General features: G+C 59.9%; 21 protein-coding genes and 1 pseudogene. 12 read left to right on the top strand and 10 right to left on the bottom strand.

Features of this window, described 5'->3' with window-relative positions; translation table 11 throughout:
- Positions 1-257: 257 nt before the first annotated feature.
- The 3 genes and pseudogenes from otnI to KW838_RS02575 form a co-directional block, all read right to left on the bottom strand.
- Positions 258-1,061, bottom strand: coding sequence for a 2-oxo-tetronate isomerase (otnI, locus tag KW838_RS02585; RefSeq protein ID WP_218500259.1), 804 nt, complete (start codon positions 1,059-1,061; stop codon positions 258-260).
- A gap of 82 nt (positions 1,062-1,143) precedes the next feature.
- Positions 1,144-1,227: pseudogene (locus KW838_RS02580) on the bottom strand (aldolase); the annotation flags it as partial.
- Positions 1,228-1,242: 15 nt separating this feature from the next.
- Entirely contained in the window at positions 1,243-2,124 is an 882-nt protein-coding gene (locus KW838_RS02575; RefSeq protein WP_218500258.1) for an alpha/beta fold hydrolase, read from the bottom strand.
- A gap of 129 nt (positions 2,125-2,253) precedes the next feature.
- Between KW838_RS02575 and KW838_RS02570 the strand changes: the two genes are divergently transcribed.
- A complete protein-coding gene (locus tag KW838_RS02570; RefSeq protein ID WP_218500257.1) occupies positions 2,254-2,844 on the top strand; it encodes an ABATE domain-containing protein in 591 nt (196 codons plus the stop codon).
- 253 nt (positions 2,845-3,097) lie between these two features.
- Complete coding sequence (kynB, locus tag KW838_RS02565) at positions 3,098-3,751, top strand: arylformamidase (RefSeq protein WP_218500256.1); 654 nt, start codon at positions 3,098-3,100, stop codon at positions 3,749-3,751.
- Positions 3,752-3,796: 45 nt separating this feature from the next.
- Here kynB and antC read toward each other — a convergent pair whose 3' ends face one another.
- Genes antC through antA form a run of 3 tightly spaced genes read right to left on the bottom strand, consistent with a single transcriptional unit; the run spans position 3,797 to position 6,719 of the window.
- Positions 3,797-4,819: an anthranilate 1,2-dioxygenase electron transfer component AntC gene (gene antC, locus KW838_RS02560; protein ID WP_218500255.1), complete on the bottom strand. Its 1,023-nt coding sequence runs from the start codon at positions 4,817-4,819 to the stop codon at positions 3,797-3,799.
- A 17-nt stretch (positions 4,820-4,836) separates the two neighbouring features.
- A complete protein-coding gene (gene antB / locus KW838_RS02555; protein ID WP_218500254.1) occupies positions 4,837-5,328 on the bottom strand; it encodes an anthranilate 1,2-dioxygenase small subunit in 492 nt (163 codons plus the stop codon).
- Positions 5,328-6,719, bottom strand: a complete 1,392-nt coding sequence (antA, locus tag KW838_RS02550) for an anthranilate 1,2-dioxygenase large subunit (RefSeq protein WP_102699917.1) — start codon at positions 6,717-6,719, stop codon at positions 5,328-5,330. Before antA ends, antB begins: the two co-directional genes overlap by 1 nt.
- A 375-nt stretch (positions 6,720-7,094) precedes the next feature.
- On the opposite strand from antA, the gene KW838_RS02545 reads away from it, so the two are divergent.
- Entirely contained in the window at positions 7,095-8,108 is a 1,014-nt protein-coding gene (locus KW838_RS02545; RefSeq protein ID WP_218500612.1) for a helix-turn-helix domain-containing protein, read from the top strand.
- A gap of 14 nt (positions 8,109-8,122) precedes the next feature.
- Here KW838_RS02545 and KW838_RS02540 read toward each other — a convergent pair whose 3' ends face one another.
- Positions 8,123-8,596: an Lrp/AsnC family transcriptional regulator gene (locus tag KW838_RS02540; RefSeq protein WP_007971266.1), complete on the bottom strand. Its 474-nt coding sequence runs from the start codon at positions 8,594-8,596 to the stop codon at positions 8,123-8,125.
- Between the two features lie 210 nt (positions 8,597-8,806).
- Here KW838_RS02540 and kynU point away from each other — a divergent pair, with 210 nt between their 5' ends.
- The 9 genes from kynU to KW838_RS29370 all read left to right on the top strand — a co-directional run bounded on the left by kynU (position 8,807) and on the right by KW838_RS29370 (position 19,358).
- Positions 8,807-10,057 carry a kynureninase gene (kynU, locus tag KW838_RS02535; RefSeq protein ID WP_218500253.1) on the top strand — a complete coding sequence of 417 codons (1,251 nt, stop codon included), beginning with the start codon at positions 8,807-8,809 and terminating at the stop codon, positions 10,055-10,057.
- 102 nt (positions 10,058-10,159) lie between these two features.
- Positions 10,160-11,473 carry an OprD family porin gene (locus KW838_RS02530; protein ID WP_218500252.1) on the top strand — a complete coding sequence of 438 codons (1,314 nt, stop codon included), beginning with the start codon at positions 10,160-10,162 and terminating at the stop codon, positions 11,471-11,473.
- A gap of 85 nt (positions 11,474-11,558) precedes the next feature.
- The gene (locus KW838_RS02525; RefSeq protein ID WP_102699920.1) at positions 11,559-12,968 is read left to right on the top strand and encodes an amino acid permease; all 1,410 of its coding nucleotides are present in this window, start codon (positions 11,559-11,561) and stop codon (positions 12,966-12,968) included.
- Positions 12,969-13,090: 122 nt separating this feature from the next.
- Complete coding sequence (locus KW838_RS02520; protein WP_218500251.1) at positions 13,091-13,522, top strand: glycine zipper domain-containing protein; 432 nt, start codon at positions 13,091-13,093, stop codon at positions 13,520-13,522.
- Positions 13,523-14,109: 587 nt separating this feature from the next.
- A complete protein-coding gene (locus tag KW838_RS02515; protein WP_371317811.1) occupies positions 14,110-14,742 on the top strand; it encodes a hypothetical protein in 633 nt (210 codons plus the stop codon).
- Between the two features lie 130 nt (positions 14,743-14,872).
- The gene (locus KW838_RS02510) at positions 14,873-15,715 is read left to right on the top strand and encodes a DUF6502 family protein (protein ID WP_218500250.1); all 843 of its coding nucleotides are present in this window, start codon (positions 14,873-14,875) and stop codon (positions 15,713-15,715) included.
- Positions 15,712-17,433, top strand: coding sequence for a DUF5666 domain-containing protein (locus tag KW838_RS02505; RefSeq protein ID WP_218500249.1), 1,722 nt, complete (start codon positions 15,712-15,714; stop codon positions 17,431-17,433). Before KW838_RS02510 ends, KW838_RS02505 begins: the two co-directional genes overlap by 4 nt.
- Before the next feature lie 102 nt (positions 17,434-17,535).
- Positions 17,536-18,303: a hypothetical protein gene (locus tag KW838_RS02500; RefSeq protein ID WP_218500248.1), complete on the top strand. Its 768-nt coding sequence runs from the start codon at positions 17,536-17,538 to the stop codon at positions 18,301-18,303.
- 377 nt (positions 18,304-18,680) lie between these two features.
- On the top strand, positions 18,681-19,358 hold the full coding sequence (locus KW838_RS29370; RefSeq protein ID WP_256358695.1) for a hypothetical protein: 678 nt from the start codon (positions 18,681-18,683) through the stop codon (positions 19,356-19,358).
- 467 nt (positions 19,359-19,825) lie between these two features.
- Here KW838_RS29370 and KW838_RS02490 read toward each other — a convergent pair whose 3' ends face one another.
- From KW838_RS02490 to KW838_RS02480, 3 genes are all read right to left on the bottom strand, one after another.
- Positions 19,826-20,032, bottom strand: a complete 207-nt coding sequence (locus tag KW838_RS02490) for a co-regulatory protein PtrA N-terminal domain-containing protein (RefSeq protein WP_095967122.1) — start codon at positions 20,030-20,032, stop codon at positions 19,826-19,828.
- A gap of 91 nt (positions 20,033-20,123) precedes the next feature.
- A complete protein-coding gene (locus KW838_RS02485) occupies positions 20,124-20,777 on the bottom strand; it encodes a hypothetical protein (RefSeq protein WP_095967121.1) in 654 nt (217 codons plus the stop codon).
- Positions 20,778-20,973: 196 nt separating this feature from the next.
- Positions 20,974-21,168, bottom strand: coding sequence for a hypothetical protein (locus KW838_RS02480; RefSeq protein ID WP_218500247.1), 195 nt, complete (start codon positions 21,166-21,168; stop codon positions 20,974-20,976).
- Between the last annotated feature and the right edge of the window lie 20 nt (positions 21,169-21,188).

Genomic DNA, 21,188 nt, shown 5'->3' with positions numbered 1-21,188 from the left:
CGCGGGGCAGGTCGCTTGTGGAATGAAGGCGGTTCTACGCCAGGCCAGGTGTGCGGGGCATTGCGCCGCCGGGCGCTGCATTCCACCGACGAGTGTGGATGGTTCATCGCGGCGAAGTCTGTTCGTTAGCGAACATAGGGCATGTCAAATGCAGGGGGCCGTGTGATCAGTGAGCGATCCGGGATGCCGCTTTTGGCCGCAAAGCGACGGCATGACCGTCGCCGTGGAAGTGGTCGCTAAACGTGGGCGCCGAATGCCTATGTCTGGCCTTGAGTTGACCGACCCTGCCAATCGCGCAGCCATTGCAAGCCCTTGGAGGTGTCGCCGCGTGGCCGGTACTCGCAACCGACCCAACCGGTGTACCCCAGTTGATCGATCAGCTCGAACAGGTAGGGATAGTTCAGCTCGTTGTTCATGTCCGGTTCGTGGCGATCCGGTACGCCCGCGATCTGGATATGGCCGATGTTGGCGATATCCCGTCGCAGCTTCGTCGCCACGTCACCCTCGACGATCTGGCAATGGTAGACGTCGAACTGGACCTTGAGGTTGGCCTGGCCGACCGCTTTGCAGATAGCCTGGGCCTGATGTTGGTAGTTGAGGAAAAACCCCGGCATGTCGCGGGTGTTGATCGGCTCCAGCAATACGGTAATGCCAGCCTTGGCGGCTTGTGTCGCTGCGTGGCTGAGGTTTTCCAGGTAGGTTTGCTGGTGCCTGGCGCGATCCGCTTCGTTGGCCAGCAGCCCGGCCATGACATGGATGCGGTCGTTGCCCAGTACCGCGGCGTATTCCAGAGCCTTGTCGAAACCGGAGCGGAACTCCGACTCACGGCCTGGCAAGGACACGGTGCCTTTTTCGCCGGCCGCGATATTGCCAGGCGGTGCGTTGAACAGGGCCTGGACCAGGCCATTGTCGTCGAGCCGCTGTTTCAATTGCTGTGGGCTGTAGTCGTAGGGGGACATGTATTCCACTGCCTGAAAACCATCGGCGGCGGCGGCGGCGAAACGGTCGAGAAAGTCATGTTCGGGGTAGAGCATGCTGAGGTTGGCAGCGAAACGAGGCATGAAGACTCCTGCGGTCAAAAAATCAATCTGTGGGTTACCCCTGCACACCAACGGCTTCGTGCAATTCATCCAGCGCCTGGGGCAGCGGCGACAGGATGTCATCCTCGTGCCAGACACCGGCCAGCGTCAATGCCACCCGGTGGCTCGAGTGGGTGTGGACCACGCCTCGTCCCTGCACCTCTCAGTCGAGATGGCTGCCCACCACGTCGACTATCCGTTGAGCAATCTGCACGGCGTGGGTCTCCAGCGCGAAGTGGCCGGTATCGAGCATCTCGACCACCGCATCAGGGTTGTCACGCTTGTAGGCCTCTGCACCTGGCGGAATGAAAAACGGATCGCCCTTGCCCCAGATCGCCAGTGTCGGCACTTGGGCATCGCGCAAGAATTGCTGGAACGCCGGGTACAGCTTCAGGTTGTTCCGATAGTCATAAAACAGATCGAGCTGGATGTCCTTGTTACCGGGCCGTTCCAGCAATAGTGCGTCCAGATGATAACCCTCGGGTGCAATGAGATCGGGGTTGCTCACGCCTTCCACATACTGCCAGCGCGTGCCTTCCAGGTGCAGGATGGCATCGTTGATCACCTGGCGATTGGCGGGCGACGGATCGTTCCAATACTGGCGGATCGGCGCCCAGGCATCCCCCAGGCCTTCGAGATAGGCATTGCCGTTCTGCGAAACGATCGCGCTGACCCGCTCCGGGTACGCCAGCGCCAGGCGCAGGCCGACCGGCGCCCCATAGTCGAAGAAGTACATCCCGTAACGCTTGAGGCTCAGCACATCGACGAACTGGCGGATCGTCTCGCCGATGGCGTCGAAGGTGTAGACGTAGTGGCGTTCGGCGGGCACCTCGGTGAAACCGAAACCGGGCAGATCCGGCGCAATCAGGCGGTACTTGTCTGCGAGCAGCGGGATCAGGTCCCGGAACTGGTGCGACGAGCTGGGAAAGCCGTGCAGCAGCAAGAGTACGGGAGCGTCGGCAGCACCGGCTTCGCGGTAGAAAACCCTGACGCCGTCGGCTTCAACGAATTTGCAGGCAATGGTGGTGTGCGGGAGCGTGGTCATGACGGATCTCCATTGTAACTGTTTAAAGTTATTTATACGGGTTACCTATTTTCATTTTGCACGGACTTTGTAACTGGTCAAATCTTTTTTGTGGGTTACAATCCGTGCATCGATTCCCGGGAGATTTCCATGACTGACGCCGTCGCCACGCCTGACTTGCCCGTACCGCTGGTGCTGGCCGACCATCCGGCGCTGGACCTGCTGAACACCCGAATGGTGGTTGAAGGCCAGCGGCGCGACCTGCTCAACAGCGATGCCGACGCGGCGCGCTGGCTGGAGCAGATCGGTTTCGGTCGGGCGACGGACGTGGCAGTGGGGGACGGGCAGTTGCTTGCCCGATTGCGCAAGCTGCGCGATTGCATCGAGAGCCTGTTCGCCGCCCGTCGAGAGAACCGCGTGGCGGATCCGGTAGTGCTTAATGCCTTTCTGCTGCGGGTCGTGCCGCAACTGGTGTGGGAGGAGGCGGGCGCGCCGGTGCTGGATCGCCTGCACCAGGGCGATGCCGGCCACCAGCGTCTGGGCAGGCTCGCTTACGCCGCCGCGGAGTTGCTGGCCGAAGGCGATTTCAGCCTGGTACGCAAATGCGAAAGCGCCGAATGTTCACTGATGTTTTACGACCGCACCAAATCGCACAAACGACGCTGGTGCAGCATGGCGCTGTGCGGAAACCGGCATAAGGTCGCCGAATTCCGCAAGCGACGCCAGGGTGTTGTGGACTGAGGGCCATGACGCTGCGTGGTATTGGCAGGGCGGCGCCCCGGTCAGCCTGAACCACAGTCATCCGATCTTTCATCGCGCGTTGCTGCCTGTGAAGACCGCGTCGTCGAAGGTTGCACTTTGAAATTTCCTGCCGCCATCACGCTCATCCCTAGCGGTTTGTGCGAAAACCCGCTCGCGTGCCCGGGTTTTTTGCACGAATCTGCACTGCTGTCGCTCGTATCATTTCACTCGGTAAAAACGCTGAGCATTTGCGATGAAAAAAAACACGACCCTGTGGGACATCAGTCCACCCTTGAGTAGCGAAACACCGACCTGGCCGGGGGACACGCCTTTTCTGGAGGAACGCGTCTGGACCTACGGTCCCGAGTGCCCGGTGAATGTCGGACGCATCACCCTGTCACCGCACACCGGTGCCCACGTCGATGCGCCGCTGCATTACAGCGCCGACGGCGCGGCGATTGGCGAGGTCGCGTTGGATGTGTATATCGGGCCTTGCCGCGTTTTGCATTGTCTGGACAGCGGCGACCTGGTGCAGCCCGGGCAACTGGAAGGGCGTTTGCACGATGTGCCTGAGCGTGTGCTGCTGCGGACCTATCGCCAGGCACCGCTGGCTGCCTGGGACCCGGCGTTCACGGCCGTTGCCAGGGAAACCGTCGATTTGTTGGCCAGCCTGGGTGTGAGGTTGATCGGCATCGATACGCCGTCACTGGACCCGCAGCAATCCAAGACGATGGATTCACACCGTGCCGTGGCCCGTCACGGCATGGCCATTCTTGAGGGGGTCGTGCTCGATGACGTGCCGGAAGGGGATTACGAGTTGATCGCGTTGCCGCTACGTTTTGCCAACCTCGACGCCAGCCCGGTCCGGGCGATTTTGCGGCCGTTGAGTACTCAACAACGCGAGTGACCCAAACGGCAACCCTGAGCCGGGCGCCGGTTCCGGTAGCGGGTGTCAGGCGTTACTCTCGGTGAATTTTTCGTAGTACAGCTGCACGCTCTCCAGTGCTTGTGCCTGCAGCCAGGTCTTGATCGACTCCACCATCGGCGGCGGCCCGCAGACGTACATGTCGACCGGGCCATCGCGAAGTTCGGCGACGTCGAAGTGTTCGGCAATGTAGCCGCGCTTGCCGGTCCAGTGCGGCGACGGTTCGCTGACCACCTCGGTGTATCGCAGCCCCGGGAGGTGTTGCGCATACGCCTGGATGCGCGCCTGTTCGCACAGGTCGGCCGCATCGCGCACGCCGTAGTACAGATGCACGGGTTGCTCGCAGCCGCGTTCAGCCAGTTCGTCGAGCATGCCCAGCAAGGCAGAAAGTCCGGTGCCGCCAGCCACCAGGATCAGTGGCCGGGCGACGTGCCGCAGATAAAAAGCCCCCAGCGGTGCCTCCAGAACGATGGGGTCACCCACCTGACAGCGTTCGCGGATGTAGTTGCTCATCACGCCATCGGGCAGCAGGCGAATCAGGAACTGCAGCCGATTGCTGACGCCCGGCCGGTTGGCGAAGGAGTAGGAACGCTTGTTCTCGGTCCCCGGAATCTGCAGCCGGGCGTACTGCCCGGGCAGGTAATCCAGCGACTGGCCCACATCGCCCAGATCCAGATGCAGGATCGCCGTGCTGGCCGACACCTGTTTGACCTCGGTGACCGTTGCCGTGAGTTGATCGGGGCCAGCGGCGTTGCACAGGCTGGAAGCGAAGTCGAAATAGAACGCGGCGTCGGATTTGACCCGGGTCTGGCAGGTGAGCATTTTGCGTTGTTGCAGGTCCTGGCTGGAGAGGGCTTCCTCATCCACATAGTCCTGGCTGTAATCGCCCGACTCGCAACGCCCCTGGCAGGTTCCGCAGACGCCTTCGCGGCAGTCCAGGGGGATGTTGATGCCATTGCGCAGGGCGGCGTCGAGCAGGATTTCATTGGCCTGCACAGGGAAGAACAGCGTTTTGCCGTCGGCAAAGCTGAACGCGACTTTATGGTTCATGCCCGGTCTCCCTGGGTTCAGAGGTGATAGAAGTCGAGTACCGAATTGATCGTGTCGTTGAGCAGCAACACATGCTTGCGAACGATCAGCCAGCTATCGGCGTGGGGCTTGAGGCGGTAGGTTGCGCGGCCGAAAAACTGTTCGGTCGTGGCCAGGCGGTAATACAGGGTGTGCCAGTTCAGCTGCACTTGCAGCTCGTCGTTTTCCAGGGGGGCGATCCGCACGTTGCCGATCTGATGCAGGGTGCGCGGCATCGGCGTCGAGGACGCGGACTTGCCCGTGCGCAGGCGGAACACGCGGTCTTCCAGGCCTGAACGGTTGGGGTAATAGATCAGCGACATTTCGCGTTTGGGGTCGCGGGTGTAGACGTGTTCGGAGTCCCATTGCGGCAAGTGGAACTCGCTGTGCTCGGCGAACAGCTGGACATAGGCATCCCAGTCCTGGGCGTCGCACAGTTCGGATTTGCGATAGAAAAACTGTTCGATCCGGTACTGCAGTTGCGCATTCATCATTGCACCTCACGGAGTTTCAGGGATTTGGCGTCCAGGCCGTCGAGCAGGAATTTCTGCCAGTTGCTGTGCTGGTTGACGTAAAGCCCTTCATGGGTGAATTCGGTGCCGGTCATGGCCGGGGCAATGCCGATCGCTTCGCTGTTGGGCGTGGCGCCGCTGGCCCAGCGGTGACTGCCGCGGGAGATATCGCTCCAGCGTTCCAGGCGCGCCTGGAAGCCACGCTGGGCTTCACGGAATTCCACCAGGTCATCCGGCGTACCCAAGCCCGAGACGTTGAAGAAATCCTCGAACTGGCGAATGCGGTTTTCGCGGTCGGCGTCCGACTCGTTCTTGACCCCCAGGCACTGGCTGATGATTTCCGTCTTGTTCCACGCCACCGGACGGATGATGCGCAATTGCGAGCTGATCTGATCGAGGAAAAACAGGCTCGGGTAGATGTTCAGGTTGCGCAGGCGATGCATCATCCACTCGGCTTTTTGCTGGCCATGTTCTTCGATCAGCCGCGGCATGATCGTCGCGTAGCCGGAGCGTACCGAAGGGTTGGGCATGTCGCTGAACAGCAGGCTGTGACCGTTGTTGAACGCGAACCAGCCATCATCGGTATTGGCATCGCCGGCGCCGAGCTTGCTGTAGTCGAGGGTGTTGCTGGCGGCGTTGCCGTTTTCGCTGTTGACCTGCTGGCGATGTTGCACCGTGGCGACGTAGTTGTAGTGGACGGTGCTGACGTGATAACCGTCGAGGCCGTTTTCGTTTTGCAGCTTCCAGTTGCCGTCGTAGGTGTAGGCCGACTTGCCGGGCAGTACTTCCAGCTCACCGGTTGGCGACTGGGCGACCATCATGTCGAAGAACACTTTGGCATCGCCGAGGAAGTCTTCCAGGCTGTTGTCGGCGTGCACATCCAGGCTGATGAAGACGAAACCCTTGTAGCTCTGGATGCGGGCTTTTTTCAGACCGCGTGTGGCTTTGTCGAAGCCTTCCGGGTATTCGCCCGGTGCCTTGACCTTGACCAGGCGGCCATCACTTTTGTAGCACCAGGCATGGAACGGGCAGGTGAAGGTCGATTGATTGCCCTTGCCCACGCGGGTCAGCGTCGTGCCGCGATGCTGGCAGGCATTGATCAGTGCATTGAGCCGACCCTCACCGTCGCGGGTAATGATCATCGGCTGGCGACCGGCGCGCACTGTTACGAAGTCGTGGTTGTTGGCCAGTTCGCTTTCGTGGCAGGCGTAGATCCAGTTCTTCTCGAAGATCAGTTCCATCTCCAGATCGAACAGCTGCGGTTCGGTGAAAATCTCCCGGGCGATGCGGAACACGCCTTCTGCGGGACGGAAGTCCAGGCAGCTTTCGATAAACGTTTTCCATTGCTCGACGTTTCTTTCGCCACTCATGGTGTGCACCTTTTTTTATTCGGCTAATCGGTGCGCTCATTAGAGAAGCGGGGCGGGTGATGGTCTATCCGATAAGTTGGCGAAGGCAGTCCGTAAAATTGGGGGGGCAGGTAACAGTCGGTTGGGCAGCGATGACACAAATCCGCCACCAGGTGATAAACGGCTGCACCTGATTGCGCCAATCAGATACTGTTTTGCACGACGTCGAGTGCGGATCGAGGGCTTTTGCGGCTTCGCCAGCCATGTCTTGTCCGCTTAGTTGCCAATCACTATCCGTTAATTCGGTGTCGACGTTTTATGGCGTGGAAGTTGCTCCTGTCCCGCCTGACAAGCGCCACCAGAGCGCGCAGAACCAGACTCCGTGAGTGCACCATGATGAGTAGCAAAGTGGATCCGCAGTTTCGCGACATTCGTGTCGACAGCGATGACCTGGAGGCTGCCAGAAGCTGGATGTCCGGTATTTGCGGACCCCATCGACTCGTGAGCGCGACCCCCGAACGGATCCGCTTTCATCACAACGCCAACATGTTCAAATCGATGGCCACCACCTTGGGCACCATCGAATACGGCACCGACGTCACCATCGATATCGAAGACGCCGAGCACTTCAGCAGCTATAGCCTGAGCCTGCCGTTGTCGGGCGAACAGGAGCTGAGCAAGGCGGGCAGCGTGGTCAGGTCCGACCGCGATCAAGGGGTCATCATTTCCCCCAATGAACACCAACTGCTGGCGATTTCCGGTGACTGTCGCAAGGTCCAGGTGGTGATTACCCGAGTGGCGATGAGCGAGGCTCTGGAAGGGATGCTGCAACGGCCACTGGATGCGCCGCTGCGCTTCGAACCGATGATGGATGCGATCGATGGGGCGTCGGCGTCGTGGTGGCGCATGGCGCGTTATTTCATCGACGAGCTGGAGCGAAGCAGTGAACTCTTCGAGCAGGTGGCCTTCACCCGGGACATTGAAAGCTCGCTGATCAAGGGCTTGATCCTCGCCCAGCCCAACAACTATTCGCAGGAACTGCGGGACGCGTTGGGCGTGAAATTGCCGCACTACCTGGTCAGGGCTCGACAGTACATCCACGACAACGCCCGCGAAGCGTTGCACCTGGAGGACATCGAAGCTGCTGCCGGTGTTTCACGCTTCAAGTTGTTCGACGCGTTCAGGAAGTACTTCGCCTTGTCGCCAATGGCCTACCTGAAAAAGTATCGCCTGAATGCCGTACGCCAGGAGATTCTCGAGCACGGCTCGGCACGCAACATTTCCGGGATAGCCATGGGCTGGGGGTTCATGCACCTGGGCCGTTTTTCCACCGAGTACCGCAAGTTGTTCGACGAAACCCCGAGCATGACGTTGCAGCGCAAGGAGGCCCGGCGCCTGCACGGGCTCTGAGGGACGCTGCGGTCTTACTTGCGTACCACCAGATCGAGCAACTGCTCGCGCTCCTTGATTTTCTGCAGGACGATCTCCGAACGTATGTCGGTGACGCCGGCGGTGCGGTTGAGGTGATTGACGATGAAATCCGAGAAGTGTTTGAGGTTGCGGGCCTGGACCCGCAACACATAGTTGCTCGCCCCGGTAATGACATAGGCGGTGACCACCTCCGGCCACTGCTGGACCTTCTTGATGAAGGTCTCGTGCCAGTCCTCGACGTCCTGTCGCAACGACACATGGACGATGGCTTCCAGCTCGATGCCCAACCGTTCGGCATTCAGTACCGCGCGATAGCCGGTGATGATTCCTTCGCTTTCCAGCAGGCGCAACCGGCGCAGGCAGGCCGACGGTGACAAGGCGACTTTCTCCGCCAGCTCCTGATTGCTGATTCGGCCATCCTGTTGCAACTGATGCAGGATTCGCAGGTCTGTCGAGTCAAGATTCATGGTTTGAATAAATCCGCGTTTATGGGTATTGGATTCGAATTATCTGCGAAATAACTACTACATGGCTGGTTACTTTGCACGAAAATTCTCCAAAGGTTCGTTCATTATCTCTCTACCCAAAGGCAAGTTGATCGCCTTGAACCAGGGCGCCTGATCCGGCTGATGCAACCCGCCCGGATGGCGTCCCATGACAAAAAAACAGGACACTCGATGACGACAAGAAACAGTTGCCTGGCGCTTGATGCCCAGGACGCTCTGGCGCCCCTGCGCCAGCAATTTGCGCTCCCCGAAGGGATTATCTACCTCGATGGCAATTCCCTCGGTGCGCGGCCGATCGCGGCATTGGCGCGGGCACAAGCGGTGGTCGCCGAGGAATGGGGCAATGGCTTGATCCGCAGCTGGAACAGCGCTGGCTGGCGCGAGCTGTCCGAGCGTCTGGGCGACCGCCTGGCGGGTTTGATCGGCGCGGGGGCGGGTGAAGTCGTGGTGACCGATACCACCTCGATCAACCTGTTCAAAGTGCTGAGCGCTGCCTTGCGCGTACAGGCCACAAGGTCACCCCAGCGGCGAGTGATCGTCAGCGAATCGAGCAATTTCCCCACCGACCTGTACATCGCCGAAGGCCTGGCGCAGATGCTGCAACAGGGTTACACCCTGCGCCTGGTCGACAGTCCTGAAGCCTTGCCGCAAGCCATTGACCAGGACACGGCGGTGGTCATGCTCACCCACGTCAATTACAAGACCGGCTACATGCATGACATGCAGGCCCTGACCGCGCTGACCCACGAATGTGGCGCGCTGGCCATCTGGGACCTGGCGCATTCCGCAGGCGCAGTACCGGTCGATCTGCACCAGGCGGGTGCCGACTACGCCATCGGCTGCACCTACAAGTACCTCAATGGCGGGCCGGGATCGCAGGCCTTTGTCTGGGTTTCGCCGTCATTGTGCGATCTGGTGCCGCAACCCTTGTCCGGCTGGTTCGGGCACTCGCGGCAATTCGCCATGGAGTCGCATTACGAGCCGAGCAGCGGCATCGCGCGTTACCTGTGCGGCACTCAACCGATCACCTCATTGGCGATGGTCGAGTGCGGCCTGGACGTGTTCGCCCAAACGGACATGGCCAGCCTGCGCCGCAAATCCCTGGCCCTGACGGACCTGTTCATCGAACTGGTCGAGCAGCGTTGCGCGGCTCACGAACTGAAGTTGATCACGCCGCGCGAACACGCCAGACGCGGCAGTCATGTCAGCTTCGAACACCCCGAAGGTTATGCGGTGATCCAGGCCCTGATCGACCGTGGCGTGATTGGTGACTATCGCGAACCGCGCATCATGCGGTTCGGTTTCACCCCGTTGTACACAACCTTCACCGAGGTCTGGGATGCGGTGCAGATCCTCGGCGAGATCCTCGACCGGAACACCTGGTCGCAAGCGCGATACCAGGTTCGCCACAGCGTGACTTGAACCTTGCGGCGTCCTTGTCCAGCTGCGGGCATTTTCCCGCAGCGGGCGTTCGGTCGCCGGCAATAACCAGTTCTGCAATCACAATAATAAGGAGCACGCAGAATGAAACTGTCCCTCTGGCCTGCCTTGCCGCTCGCCATCTCCAGTTGCCTTGGCCAAATGGCCTGTGCCGCCTCTGACAACGGATTTGTCGAAGACAGCAGCCTGACCCTGACCAACCGCAACTTCTATTTCTACCGCAACAACCTCAACAACCCCGGCGGTCAGAACTATCGGGACGAGTGGGCCCACGGGATCATGCTCGACTACCGCTCCGGCTACACCCAGGGAGCGGTGGGTTTCGGGGTCGATGCCTACGCGCAGTTGGGCATCAAGCTCGACAGTGGCAAGGGGCGCACGGGCACAGGGTTGTTGCCGGTCGATTCCGATGGCCGTCCCGAGGATGAGTACTCCGAAGCCGGTGGTGCGCTGAAGGCGCGGATTTCGCAGACCGAGCTCAAGTACGGCAACCTGACACCGCTCAATCCGGTGTTCGGCACCGGCAATGCGCGACTGTTCACCAGCAGTGCCACCGGCTTCCAGCTGACCAGCAATGAGCTCAAGGCATTGCAACTGGACATTGGCCACTTCACTGCCGGCAATGACAATAATTCGACCAATGCCGATGGCGCCCTTAAAGCGCTGTACGCCGGGGTGGAAACCCGCAGCGTCGATTACCTGGGCGGCAGCTATGCGCTGAGCGATCAGTTGAGTGTCAGCCTGTACGGTTCGCAGTTCACCGACATCTGGCGGCAGTACTACGGCAACGTCAATTACACCTATGTGCTGACGCCAGACCAGTCGCTGAACCTGGATTTCAATCTCTACCGCACCAACGATAACGGCGACAGCCTGGCCGGAAGGATCGACAACACCACCTGGTCGTTTGCCACCGCGTACAGGTTCGGCGCTCATCGGTTGACCCTGGCGTACCAGCGGGTCGATGGCGAAGAACCGTTCGATTACCTGGGTTTCGACCAGCAACCGGGCACGTCGATTTTTCTCGCCAACTCGATTCAGGTCCTCGACTTCAACGCCCCCAACGAACGCTCCTGGCAACTGCGCTATGACCTGGACATGGCGCCTTTCGGCGTACCGGGGCTGAGCTTCATGTCGCGTTACGTCAGTGGCGACCACATCGATGACAGCCATTACGACGGCGGCCCCAATGGCGCCTATGGGCGTTACGGCGATGACGGCAAGCGTTGGGAACGCGACCTCGAGGCGCGCTATGTCGTGCAGTCGGGCAAGGCCAGGGACCTATCAATACGCGTGCGTCAGGCCAGTGTGCGTTCCACCGCACAGGTCGCCCGGGCCGACACCACGGACAACAACGAAGTCCGGGTGATCGTCGAATATCCACTGAGTATTTTCTGATCCGTGTCCTGCTGTGCGTGGCTGATCCCCACCGTTTAACCCACAACGTGCTCTTCAAGAAAGACAAAATCCAGAGGACATAGAAATGACCGATAACTGCGGTTTCGAAACGATATCCAACCGTGAACATGGCCTGCGGCGTCAACTGACGTCGGGGCAGATGAGCATGATCGCCATTGGTGGTGCAATCGGCACCGGGCTGTTCATGGGCAGCGCCTATGCCATTGGTTATGCCGGGCCGAGCGTGCTGTTGAGCTATGCCATTGGCGCAATCATCACCTTGCTGCTGATGGGCTGTCTGGCGGAAATGACCGTGGCCCATTCGACCTCGGGTTCGTTCGGCGCCTATGCCGAATTTTATGTCAGCCCGTTGGCCGGGTTCCTGGTGCGCTATGCCTATTGGGCGGCGATCGTGCTCGCGGTCGGTACGGAAGTGACGGCGGTGGCGATGTACATGAAGTACTGGTTTGCCAACGTGCCGGAATGGATCTGGATCGTCTCGTTCTCCAGCGTGTTGATCGTGCTCAATGCCATCAGCGTGAAGACCTTCGGTACCTTCGAGTACTGGTTCTCGACCATCAAGATCGGCGCGATTGTCGGCTTCATTATCCTGGCGGTGTATGTGGTGTTCGGTTCCGGCAATCCGGAATACGGCGTGCACAATTACACCGCTCACGGCGGTTTCTTCCCCAATGGCCTGCAAGGGATGTGGATTGCGGTGATCGTGTCGATCTTCAGCTACCTGAGTGTGGAGATGATCGCAGTGGCGGCCGGTGAGGCGAAGGATCCGGAGCAAGCGGTGAAGAAAGCCTTTCGCGGGACTATCGTGCGCCTGGTGGTGTTCTACCTGTTGACCCTGGCATTGATGCTGGCGATCGTGCCTTGGGTCCAGGCTGGCCATGCCCAGAGTCCGTTCGTCACGGTCATGCAGGCCATCGGGATTCCCGGCGCCACCGGTGTGATGAATTTCGTGATCCTGATCGCGGCGTTGTCGGCGATGAACAGCCAGTTGTACATCACTACGCGCATGATGTTCAGCCTGTCTCGAGCCGGCTACGCACCAAAATCCATGGGGGTGTTGAGCAAGACCGGCATCCCGTTGAACGCGCTGTTGCTTTCAAGTTCGGGGATCGCCCTGGCGACCTTGCTCAACATCCTGTACCCGGAAAGTTCGTTCACCCTGATGATGGCGATCTCGATGTTCGGCGCGATCTTTACCTGGTTCATGATCTTCCTCACTCACTACTGTTTCCGTCGTTTTCATGAACGCAATGGCAACCGTAAATTGTCGTTCCGCATGCGTCTGTTTCCCTACAGCACATTGTTGGGGTTGGTCCTGATGGGCGCTGTGATGATCACGACCTACTTCACAGAAGCCTTCAAGATGACCCTGGTGTTCGGTGTGCCGTTCTTGCTGGTGCTTTCGGTTGTCTACGGCATTTTTTTCAGGAAAACCAAGGCCGTTACGGTGCTGAATCCGCAGCCCAGGGGCTAGACCGAAGGGAGTCCCGCTGTTGCGGGGCTCCCTTGTTTGCAGTGCACGGCCGAATATCTGTTGACCTGGCTGTTTCGTACCAACAGACTTTCTCCTTTTGTGTGTTCCTAAAGGTCCGTCTGATGCGTAAGTCATTCACTGTTGTTGCATTAAGTCTGCTTGTATCGCAGTACGCCCTCGCCGGCGAAGCCACCAACACGGCTATCGGTGGCGGTGTCGGCGGCGCTCTTGGCAGCGTGGTCGGTCAGGCTATGGGCGGTAGCACTGGCGCTGCAATCGGCGCCGGCGTCGGTGGCGCGGCCGGGGGCGCGATGACCGCCAAGAGTGGCAAGAAGACCGAGTCCGCTATTGGCGGAGGTCTCGGTGCAGCGGGTGGCCAGGTCATCGGCAACAGTGTCGGTGGTTCCACCGGTGGCCTGATCGGCGCGGGTCTGGGCGGCGCAGCAGGTGGTGCGATCGGCAACAATATGGCCGATGACGACGACCACCACGATTCGGGCTACAAGCATAAGAATAAACACAAGAACAAACATAAACACAAACATCACGACTGATCGCGGGTGCCGAGACAGAGCATTTGGAATGCTGTGTTTCAAAAAGGGGAGCGGGCATGGCGCTCCCCTTATGGGGGTAATACTGCATCTGTGGCGAGGGAGCTTGCTCCCGCCGGGGCGCGAAGCGGCCCCTCCTTTCCCTAAAGAGCAGGGGACTGCTGCGCAGTCCAGCGGGAGCAAGCTCCCTCGCCACAGGTTGCTTATTGTTCGCTCTATCTCTTAAGTGAACAGCATTACCCCTATGGGTGGTCTTTCAGGTCGTGTCCGAGCCGCCTTGACGTCTCGGTGATCACCCGGGGTAGAGGCCTCTCGGCCACTCGTCCATGAGCCATTGGCGTTCTGCCGGTGATTCGATTGCTTTCACACAGCGTTATCCATTTACGCCGGGTGCTGACGTGTCCCACCGTCGGTCGGCTTTTTCCTGCGTGGGTTGACCCGGAGCCAGAAAGGGCTAGCTTTCATCGAGTGGGAAAAATTCCCACGCCAAGATTTCAGGATAAACAACAAAGCTTACTCCCATGCCGCTCCCGGATTACAACGCGGATCGCGTTGGCACTGCTCGCGGTAAATCACCAGGAGAATGCACGATGAACACTTACCTGCTTTTCAAGAAAGGTTTATTGGCGCTGGCGATCGGTGGCGTCCTCTCGGCCTCCATCGTTTTGGTACCGGACTCCATTTCCCATGACGCCACTGCCTATGCCAAGGATGGTGGTGGTGGTGGTGGTGGTGGTGGTGGTGGTGGTGGTGGTAACGGCGGTGGCGGGGGTGGAAGCCACGGTGGCAACGGCGGTGGTGGTAGCGGTGGTGGAGGCCACGGTGGTAACGGCGGTGGCAGTAGTGGAGGCCACGGTGGCAACGGCGGTGGCAGTAGTGGAGGCCACGGTGGTAACAGCGGTGGCAATGGCGGCAACAGTGGCCATAGCGGCAGCGACCATGGGAATGGCAATGGGAATTCAGGCCATGCGGGTACTGGAAACTCGAACTCCGGTCGCAGTGGCACCCATGCAGAACCGGGTGACGACCATGGCGTTCACGTCGGTGGCGAGCCAGGTGACGATCACGGCGTTCACGTCGGTGGCGAGCCAGGTGACGATCACGGCGTTCATGTCGGCGGCGAGCCAGGTGACGATCATGGCGTTCACGTCGGCGGCGAGCCGGGTGACGACAAGGGCGTCCACACCGGCGGCGAACCCGGCGACGACAACAGCCGGACCTGAAGCGGCCTGATGCCCCATGCAGAACCCGGGAGACCGGTTTTGCATGGGGGCACGTAAAAAATACTGCCTGCATTCATGGGATTATTTCCCACGCAGCTATACTGGGGTTAACTGTCCGGGAATGCGCTGAATGCAATCGACTACCTTGCCCACTTCGCTCCTCAAAGCCCTGCGCCATGTCATGCGGCCGCTGGTACGCCTGATGCTGCGCAAAGGCGTCACGTACCTGGTTTTCGCCGACCTGCTCAAGGAGGTGTTCGTCGATGTGGCGGACCGTGAGTTCCGTCTGGGCGACAAGGCACCGACCGACAGCCGCATCAGCCTGCTCACCGGTGTGCATCGCAAGGACGTACGGCGTTTGCGCAACACCGGCGACCCCGCTACTTCCACGCTTCCGGAAAACATCACCTTCGGTGCGCAACTGGTCAACGCCTGGAACAGCGCTCCCTTCTGCAACGACACCGGCCAGCCATTGCCGCTGCCTCGTTTGGCCAGTGTCGGCGGCGACCGTTCCTTCGATGCCCTGGTGGCGAAGGTCAGCACGGATATCAGGGCGCGGGTGGTGCTGGACGAGTGGCTGCGCCTGGGCGTCGTGCGCCTTGACGAACAGGAGCGTGTGCACCTCGAAGCCCAGGCCTTCGTGCCGCAAAAGGGTTTCGATGAGAAAGCGGCTTACCTGGGGCATAACCTGCACGATCATGCCTGCGCTGCGGTACACAACTTGAGCAGCGAAGGCCCGGCCTTTTTTGAACGCAGCGTCCACTATGACGCACTGGCCCCGATGAGCGTCGAGGCGCTGCGCGAGGCCGTTGCCAGCGAGGGAATGCAGGCCCTGTTGAGCTTCAATCGACTCGCCGCCGAGCTGGAGTTTCGCGACCTGCCCAGCCTCGAACCGCGCCAGCGCATCACGGTCGGCCTGTACTTCTACACTGAACCTTGCGATCCCAACTCACCGACGGCTCCCAAGCCATGACCATCCATCTGCGCCTGATTCGAGCAGCCGCCCTCGCTCTGGGCCTCGGGTTTGCGATTGTGTTGCAAGCCGCGCCGGCCTGTGTCAGCCAGAATGACGCGGGCAGCAGTGAAGTGCCGCTCATCCAGGCTCCGGGTGGCACCGGCGGTACGGGCGCGGCGCCTGGCGGCATGGGCGGTACGGGCATCGGCACCGACAATGGCGGGGTGGGCGGTACCGGCGCACCGCTGAACAAACGCCCAGGCGGCATTGGTGGCACCGGTGCCGTCGCCGGCGGCGTGGGTGGCACCGGCATCAGCAACGACAACGGCGGAATCGGCGGCACCGGCATTGTCGGCACCATCACCGGGTTCGCCTCGATCTGCGTCAATGGCGTGGAAGTGCACTTCAACAAAAACGTCCCTGTGAGTGAGAACGGCATTGCCGCCACCAGCACCCGCCTGGCAGTAGGCCAGGTGGTTGCCGTGGAAGCGTTCAATTCCCGGCGCGGTCTGGAGGCCGGGCGCATTGCTATCCTGCATGTCTACGAAGGCCCTTTGACAGCCCTGCCCAGAGACTCCATGCCCATGCGTGTCATGGGCCAACCGGTACGCCTGGCCAACGGTGCTCAAGTCGCTCCCGGCCTGCGTGCGGGTGATCCCGTACGGGTCAGCGGGCTGCGTGATGCCCGTGGTGAAGTGGTGGCCAGCCGCATCGACCGTGCGCCCGGCCTCAAGGAGGCCAGCGCCATCGGCCCGATCGATCGCAGCGGTTATCTGCAGGGGCTCAAACTCGGCAACCATCCGGGGCCGGCGCAGGAAATGCTGGTGCGCGGCCAGTGGTCGGGCCGCGAACTGGAGGTGAGCCAGAGTCGCCCCGACCCGAGCCTGCCGTTCATTGGCCGGGCACACAATGCGGTGATCGAGGGCCTGGTACAGGGCCGGCAGGACCGTCGCCTGGTGGTGGGGGGCTTCAATGTGACGATGGCGAGCGACACCGTGTTTGCCGGTGTGCAGTCTTCGCAGCTGACGCTGGATCGACGCGTGCGGGTTACCGGCGTGTTCAGCGGCGCGCGGGAGGTACAGGCCACGCGTATCGAATTGCCTCGCGAGCGCTCCGATTCACCCGCCAGCAACCAGCACGGGCGGGTTCGAAACAGCGAGCAAAACACGGACGACTCAAGCGGCTCGGGCCATTCGGGCAGCTCGGACGATTTCAACAGCGCCGGCGACTCGAGCGGCTCCAACAGCTCCAACAGCTCCGGCAACTCGCGGGATTCGGGGAACTCGGGCAGTGACAGGAGTGGCCGCTCCGAGAGCGGTGGCAGCGTCGCCGACAATACTCGCCACGGGGGCAATGACAGTCATGGCGGTGGCGACAGGATCGAACGCGTGGATGTGGATGTGGATGTGGACGTGGACAAGTCCGGCAAGTCGGAGCGTGTCGAGAAGGTCGAGCAATCCGGCAAAGTCGAGAGAGTGGAGAGGGTCGAGAAGGTAGAGAAGGTAGAGAAGGTAGAGAAGGTAGAGAAGGTAGAGAAAGTCGAAAAAGTCGAAAAAGTCGAAAAAGTCGAACGTCCGGAGAAGGTCGAGAAAGTCGATCGGCCAGAAAAGGTTGAGAAAGTAGACAAGGTTGATCGGCCAGAAAAAGTCGAGAAGGTCGAAAAAGTAGAAAAAGTAGAAAAAGTAGAAAAAGTCGAGACCATTGAAAAAGTCGACCGCTCTGGCAAGTCGGGTTAAACAGTGAAGGCATGATGCACTTGCGCCATAAGTCACTAGGCTGTGTAAGTCACGCAACAAAGCCTGCGTGTGAACTTCGATGACGCAAGACACGAGGTGAACATGGACCCCAAGCGCATCCTGCTCGTCGGTTGGCTGGCCAGCCTGGCCAGCCTGGCCAGCCTGGCCTTGCCGGCCTTGGCCGATACCTTCTCGACCTCGATCGGAACCGACTACTCCCGGGGCGATTATGGCACCGGCACGACTTCCGAAACCTGGTACGTCCCGCTGGTCGGCAAATACGAAACCGGTCCCATGACCTACAAGCTCACTGTGCCCTGGCTGCGCATCACCAATCCTTCGGTCGGCCCTGACGGCGAGCCGTTGCCCGGCGGTTGCGACAAAGTGGAAAGCGGTTTGGGCGACACTGTCGCCGGTGCCGACTATGCCGTGCTGGACGGCAACATTGGCGGGCTGTTCGTGGACCTGATCGGCAAGGTCAAGTTGCCCACAGCCGACGAAGACAAGTGCCTGGGCACCGGCAAAACCGACTATTCCGCCCAGGTCGATGTCGCCAAGGCCTTCGGCCGGGTGACCGGGTTCGCCACGCTGGGCTGGAAAAAATTCGGCGATCCGTCAGGCTCCGACTTCGACAACCCGATATTCGCCGGCCTGGGCTTCGCCATGCCCGTGTACGCGCGCACTACGGCGGGGGTGTCCTACGACTGGCGGCAGAAGGTCGTATCCACGGGCGACCAGATCAAGGAACTCACCCTCTTCCTCACGCACAAGCTCAATCAGAACTGGAAATTTCAGTTGTATGCCGTCAAGGGGTATTCCGATGCGAGCCCGGATGGCGAGGCTGGACTGGTGTTCACCCACACCTACTGATACCCGCCAGTTTCCGGGCCCCGATGGGTTTTGTCGTCTCAACCCAGGCCTGCGCCTGCTTCAGTCCGGATGGTCGGTGGTTGACACACGGGCTGACAGGCCTAATCTGAAAGTGTGGGAATATTTCCCACGCACAGATGCCGACTGGCTCTGAAGGATCGTTCGGAAACCGCAGTTGCTTGTTTTTGCTGCAAATTAATGGCCGTGCCGGTTGGCTGGCCGCTCCAATGGGCGGCCGGGAACTCACTGGACATTGCGTTCGATACGGACATGACTACGCAACTCCAAGCGGAGGTGCATCATGCTTCTAAAAAAATGTTTGTTGGCCCTGGCAATTGGCGCAGTCCTGTCTGCATCGACTGTGCTGGTGCCCGATTATGTCGGTAGCTTCTCCAGCGTGCATGCCAAAGATGGCGGCAGCGGTGGTGGCGGCAGCGGAGGAGGCGGAGGAGGCAACGGAGGCGGTGGCGGTCACGGTGGTGGTGGCGGCGGTGGCTCCGGAGGCGGCGGTCATGGTGGTGACGGCGGAGGCGGCCACGGTGGCGGCGGTGGTGGTAACAGTGGTGGTCACGGTGGCGGCAGTGGCTCCGGCAACGGAGGCTCCGGAGGCGGTGGTCACGGTGGTAATGGCGGAGGCGGTAACGCTGGCGGTGGCCATGGCGATGGTGGCGGTGACGGTGGCGCAGGACATGGCGGCATGGGCCGCGGCGATGCTGACCATGGTGGTGTTGCCGGAAACGCAGGCCCAGGCAATGCCCGTGGCGATAAAGCCGATAAAGCCGATAAGGCTGATAGGGCCGATAAGGCTGATAGAGCCGATAAGGCCGATAGAGCCGATAGAGCCGATAGAGCCGATAAGGCCAATAGGGCTGACAACGATGCCGCAGATGCAGCCAGGGACGCTGCCAAAAATGACGCAGATGCAGCCAGAGACGCTGCCAGAGCTGATGCAGACGCAGCCCGGGATGCTGCGAAAGCTGATGCAGATGCAACCCGAGATGCCGCCAGAGCTGCGGCGGATGCTGCCCGTGACGCTGCAAAAGCTGCAGGTGTAGCGGGTGCGGATGCAACCAGAGATGCTGCGAGAGCCGCTGCAGATGCCGCCAGGGACGCTGCCAAGGCAGACGCAGATGCAGCCAGAGATGCAGCCCGGGCTGCTGCAGATGCTGCCCGGAACGACGCCAAGGCCGATGCGAACGCGGCCAGAGAGGCGGCCAAGGCCAAGGCGAGGGAAGCCCGAGAAGATGTGGCGGACGCCCCTGACGCTCCAGACGCCCCGGATGTCGACGTGGTTGAGGTACAGAACTAGGCCTGCACGCAACGCAACGGCAGGCATACCCGTAGAAAACGTCCCGGGAATTTGAAGGACGTATCGAAAAAAAGTCGCAAACCCTGCAGGGTTTGCGACTTTTTTTGTTCGTTCACGTAATGGCGGGGAACACCGATATTTCGTTATTTGTGTGCCCCGGGACTCCGTGAAGTCCCTTTTTTGCCATCGTGTTGCGCGGTCGCGCTACACCGATCAGCCGTTGCTGCGATTGGTCGCCTTGGCCTTGCTTTGAGCGACAGCGGCTTCAGCCTTCTGCTTCTGCGCAACCTGGAAGGCTTCCATCGAGACCTTGCGGGCCGACTCCATGCGATTGAATGTCTTGTCACCACCACCGGTGGCCATCGCCAGAGAAGAAGCGGTAAGCGCGGCGATGACGAAGAGAGCTTTCATGGATTTCATTTGGATATCCTCAAGTGAGAAAAGTGAGATGGGTAAATAGTTAAAAACGGAATTCATTGGCAAAGGCTGAACGGGCTTGTTCAACCTGACTTCACCAGCCAGCCAGAGCAGCGTTTCCGGTTCCCCAGGTACGTTGCTCCATACGGCCTTCAGCGTTTTTGTTTTTCGCCCAGACGGTGAGCAGCACCATCATTCCAAAGCCACCGACGATGAGAACCGGATAGGCCGCCAGCAACTCGACCAGCGAGTATTTCCAGGCCAGCGGACGACCGACACCGAGCATGGCGGCATAAAACCAGGACACACCAGAGAGCGCGCCGGAGAACAGCGCCAGCATGCGCAGGTTGAAGGAGAGTTTGAGTATCGAACCGGCTTTCTTCAGTGCCGGCAATACAGCGCTATGCAACAGGAAACCGTTAAAGGTCAACAGCACAACGATGCCGATTTTGGCTTGCAACTTTGGATTGAGGAAATATTCCATCCCCTTGCCGGCATAATCTATTCCGACAATAGCAATGCCTGTAATCCAAAGCGCTACAAGTGCAAGCGATACGGTTTTTTGAAGGCTTTCCAGATGCGCGTCATCATGGTGACCCGACACATCCCCCTTCAGGAGTTGCTTGACCATGGCAATGTCACTGGTCAACACAAGCCCGATTGCCACGCAGCAGGCGATAAGATGGAAATATACAACGCCCAAGCGAATATATTCCGCGGCTGGCGAAGTCAGTATACCAAGTTCCATGATTACCTCTTTGTACTCTTAGTGGATCAACATGACTTCAGCACGGCTAGTTGAATTTATCCGTTGCTGACTGCAGTCAGGATCCAGCAATTTCTATTGTTTAATCTTGCGGCGTTGTGCTGCGAAGAAAAAAGCGAGTTTAGCGAATGAACTTTTTGATCATTCGGTTAGTTCCATTTTCAGGTAACAAAAAACCTCATTCGCACTGGGCGTCTATATGAGGTTTAACTTCCGCTTCTTGAGTCAGCTGAGCATCGGAGCCCGTGTGACCTGTTGCGTATTCTGAACGAAAAAAGCCGTCTCCGTTCATTTTTTGATCAATTTTGCTGACCAACGGCAGTGCCGAAAATGGTCGCATATTGCCATCACTGGAGGGCGCAGCCAGCACCATGACTGGCTTTCGGCGGGTCG

The sequence above is a fragment of the Pseudomonas sp. PDM27 genome (assembly GCF_019219205.1).
Taxonomy (GTDB): Bacteria; Pseudomonadota; Gammaproteobacteria; order Pseudomonadales; family Pseudomonadaceae; genus Aquipseudomonas; species Aquipseudomonas laurylsulfatiphila.
The sequence above is the reverse complement of the archived record's forward strand: the minus strand, read 5'-3'. Positions and strand labels throughout refer to the sequence as shown.

What these genes read in the sequence shown, in the direction of transcription:
- KW838_RS02505 (WP_218500249.1), top strand. Translation starts at nt 15,712, where the DNA reads ATGACCATCCATCTGCGCCTGATTCGAGCAGCCGCCCTCGCTCTGGGC.
- otnI (WP_218500259.1), bottom strand. Translation starts at nt 1,061, where the DNA reads ATGCCTCGTTTCGCTGCCAACCTCAGCATGCTCTACCCCGAACATGAC.
- KW838_RS02570 (WP_218500257.1), top strand. Translation starts at nt 2,254, where the DNA reads ATGACTGACGCCGTCGCCACGCCTGACTTGCCCGTACCGCTGGTGCTG.
- KW838_RS02540 (WP_007971266.1), bottom strand. Translation starts at nt 8,596, where the DNA reads ATGAATCTTGACTCGACAGACCTGCGAATCCTGCATCAGTTGCAACAG.
- KW838_RS29370 (WP_256358695.1), top strand. Translation starts at nt 18,681, where the DNA reads ATGTCGGTAGCTTCTCCAGCGTGCATGCCAAAGATGGCGGCAGCGGTG.
- KW838_RS02525 (WP_102699920.1), top strand. Translation starts at nt 11,559, where the DNA reads ATGACCGATAACTGCGGTTTCGAAACGATATCCAACCGTGAACATGGC.
- KW838_RS02500 (WP_218500248.1), top strand. Translation starts at nt 17,536, where the DNA reads ATGGACCCCAAGCGCATCCTGCTCGTCGGTTGGCTGGCCAGCCTGGCC.
- kynB (WP_218500256.1), top strand. Translation starts at nt 3,098, where the DNA reads ATGAAAAAAAACACGACCCTGTGGGACATCAGTCCACCCTTGAGTAGC.
- KW838_RS02510 (WP_218500250.1), top strand. Translation starts at nt 14,873, where the DNA reads ATGCAATCGACTACCTTGCCCACTTCGCTCCTCAAAGCCCTGCGCCAT.
- KW838_RS02490 (WP_095967122.1), bottom strand. Translation starts at nt 20,032, where the DNA reads ATGAAATCCATGAAAGCTCTCTTCGTCATCGCCGCGCTTACCGCTTCT.
- antC (WP_218500255.1), bottom strand. Translation starts at nt 4,819, where the DNA reads ATGAACCATAAAGTCGCGTTCAGCTTTGCCGACGGCAAAACGCTGTTC.
- KW838_RS02485 (WP_095967121.1), bottom strand. Translation starts at nt 20,777, where the DNA reads ATGGAACTTGGTATACTGACTTCGCCAGCCGCGGAATATATTCGCTTG.
- KW838_RS02515 (WP_371317811.1), top strand. Translation starts at nt 14,110, where the DNA reads ATGAACACTTACCTGCTTTTCAAGAAAGGTTTATTGGCGCTGGCGATC.
- KW838_RS02530 (WP_218500252.1), top strand. Translation starts at nt 10,160, where the DNA reads ATGAAACTGTCCCTCTGGCCTGCCTTGCCGCTCGCCATCTCCAGTTGC.
- antA (WP_102699917.1), bottom strand. Translation starts at nt 6,719, where the DNA reads ATGAGTGGCGAAAGAAACGTCGAGCAATGGAAAACGTTTATCGAAAGC.
- KW838_RS02520 (WP_218500251.1), top strand. Translation starts at nt 13,091, where the DNA reads ATGCGTAAGTCATTCACTGTTGTTGCATTAAGTCTGCTTGTATCGCAG.
- kynU (WP_218500253.1), top strand. Translation starts at nt 8,807, where the DNA reads ATGACGACAAGAAACAGTTGCCTGGCGCTTGATGCCCAGGACGCTCTG.
- antB (WP_218500254.1), bottom strand. Translation starts at nt 5,328, where the DNA reads ATGAATGCGCAACTGCAGTACCGGATCGAACAGTTTTTCTATCGCAAA.
- KW838_RS02480 (WP_218500247.1), bottom strand. Translation starts at nt 21,168, where the DNA reads ATGGTGCTGGCTGCGCCCTCCAGTGATGGCAATATGCGACCATTTTCG.
- KW838_RS02575 (WP_218500258.1), bottom strand. Translation starts at nt 2,124, where the DNA reads ATGACCACGCTCCCGCACACCACCATTGCCTGCAAATTCGTTGAAGCC.
- KW838_RS02545 (WP_218500612.1), top strand. Translation starts at nt 7,095, where the DNA reads ATGAGTAGCAAAGTGGATCCGCAGTTTCGCGACATTCGTGTCGACAGC.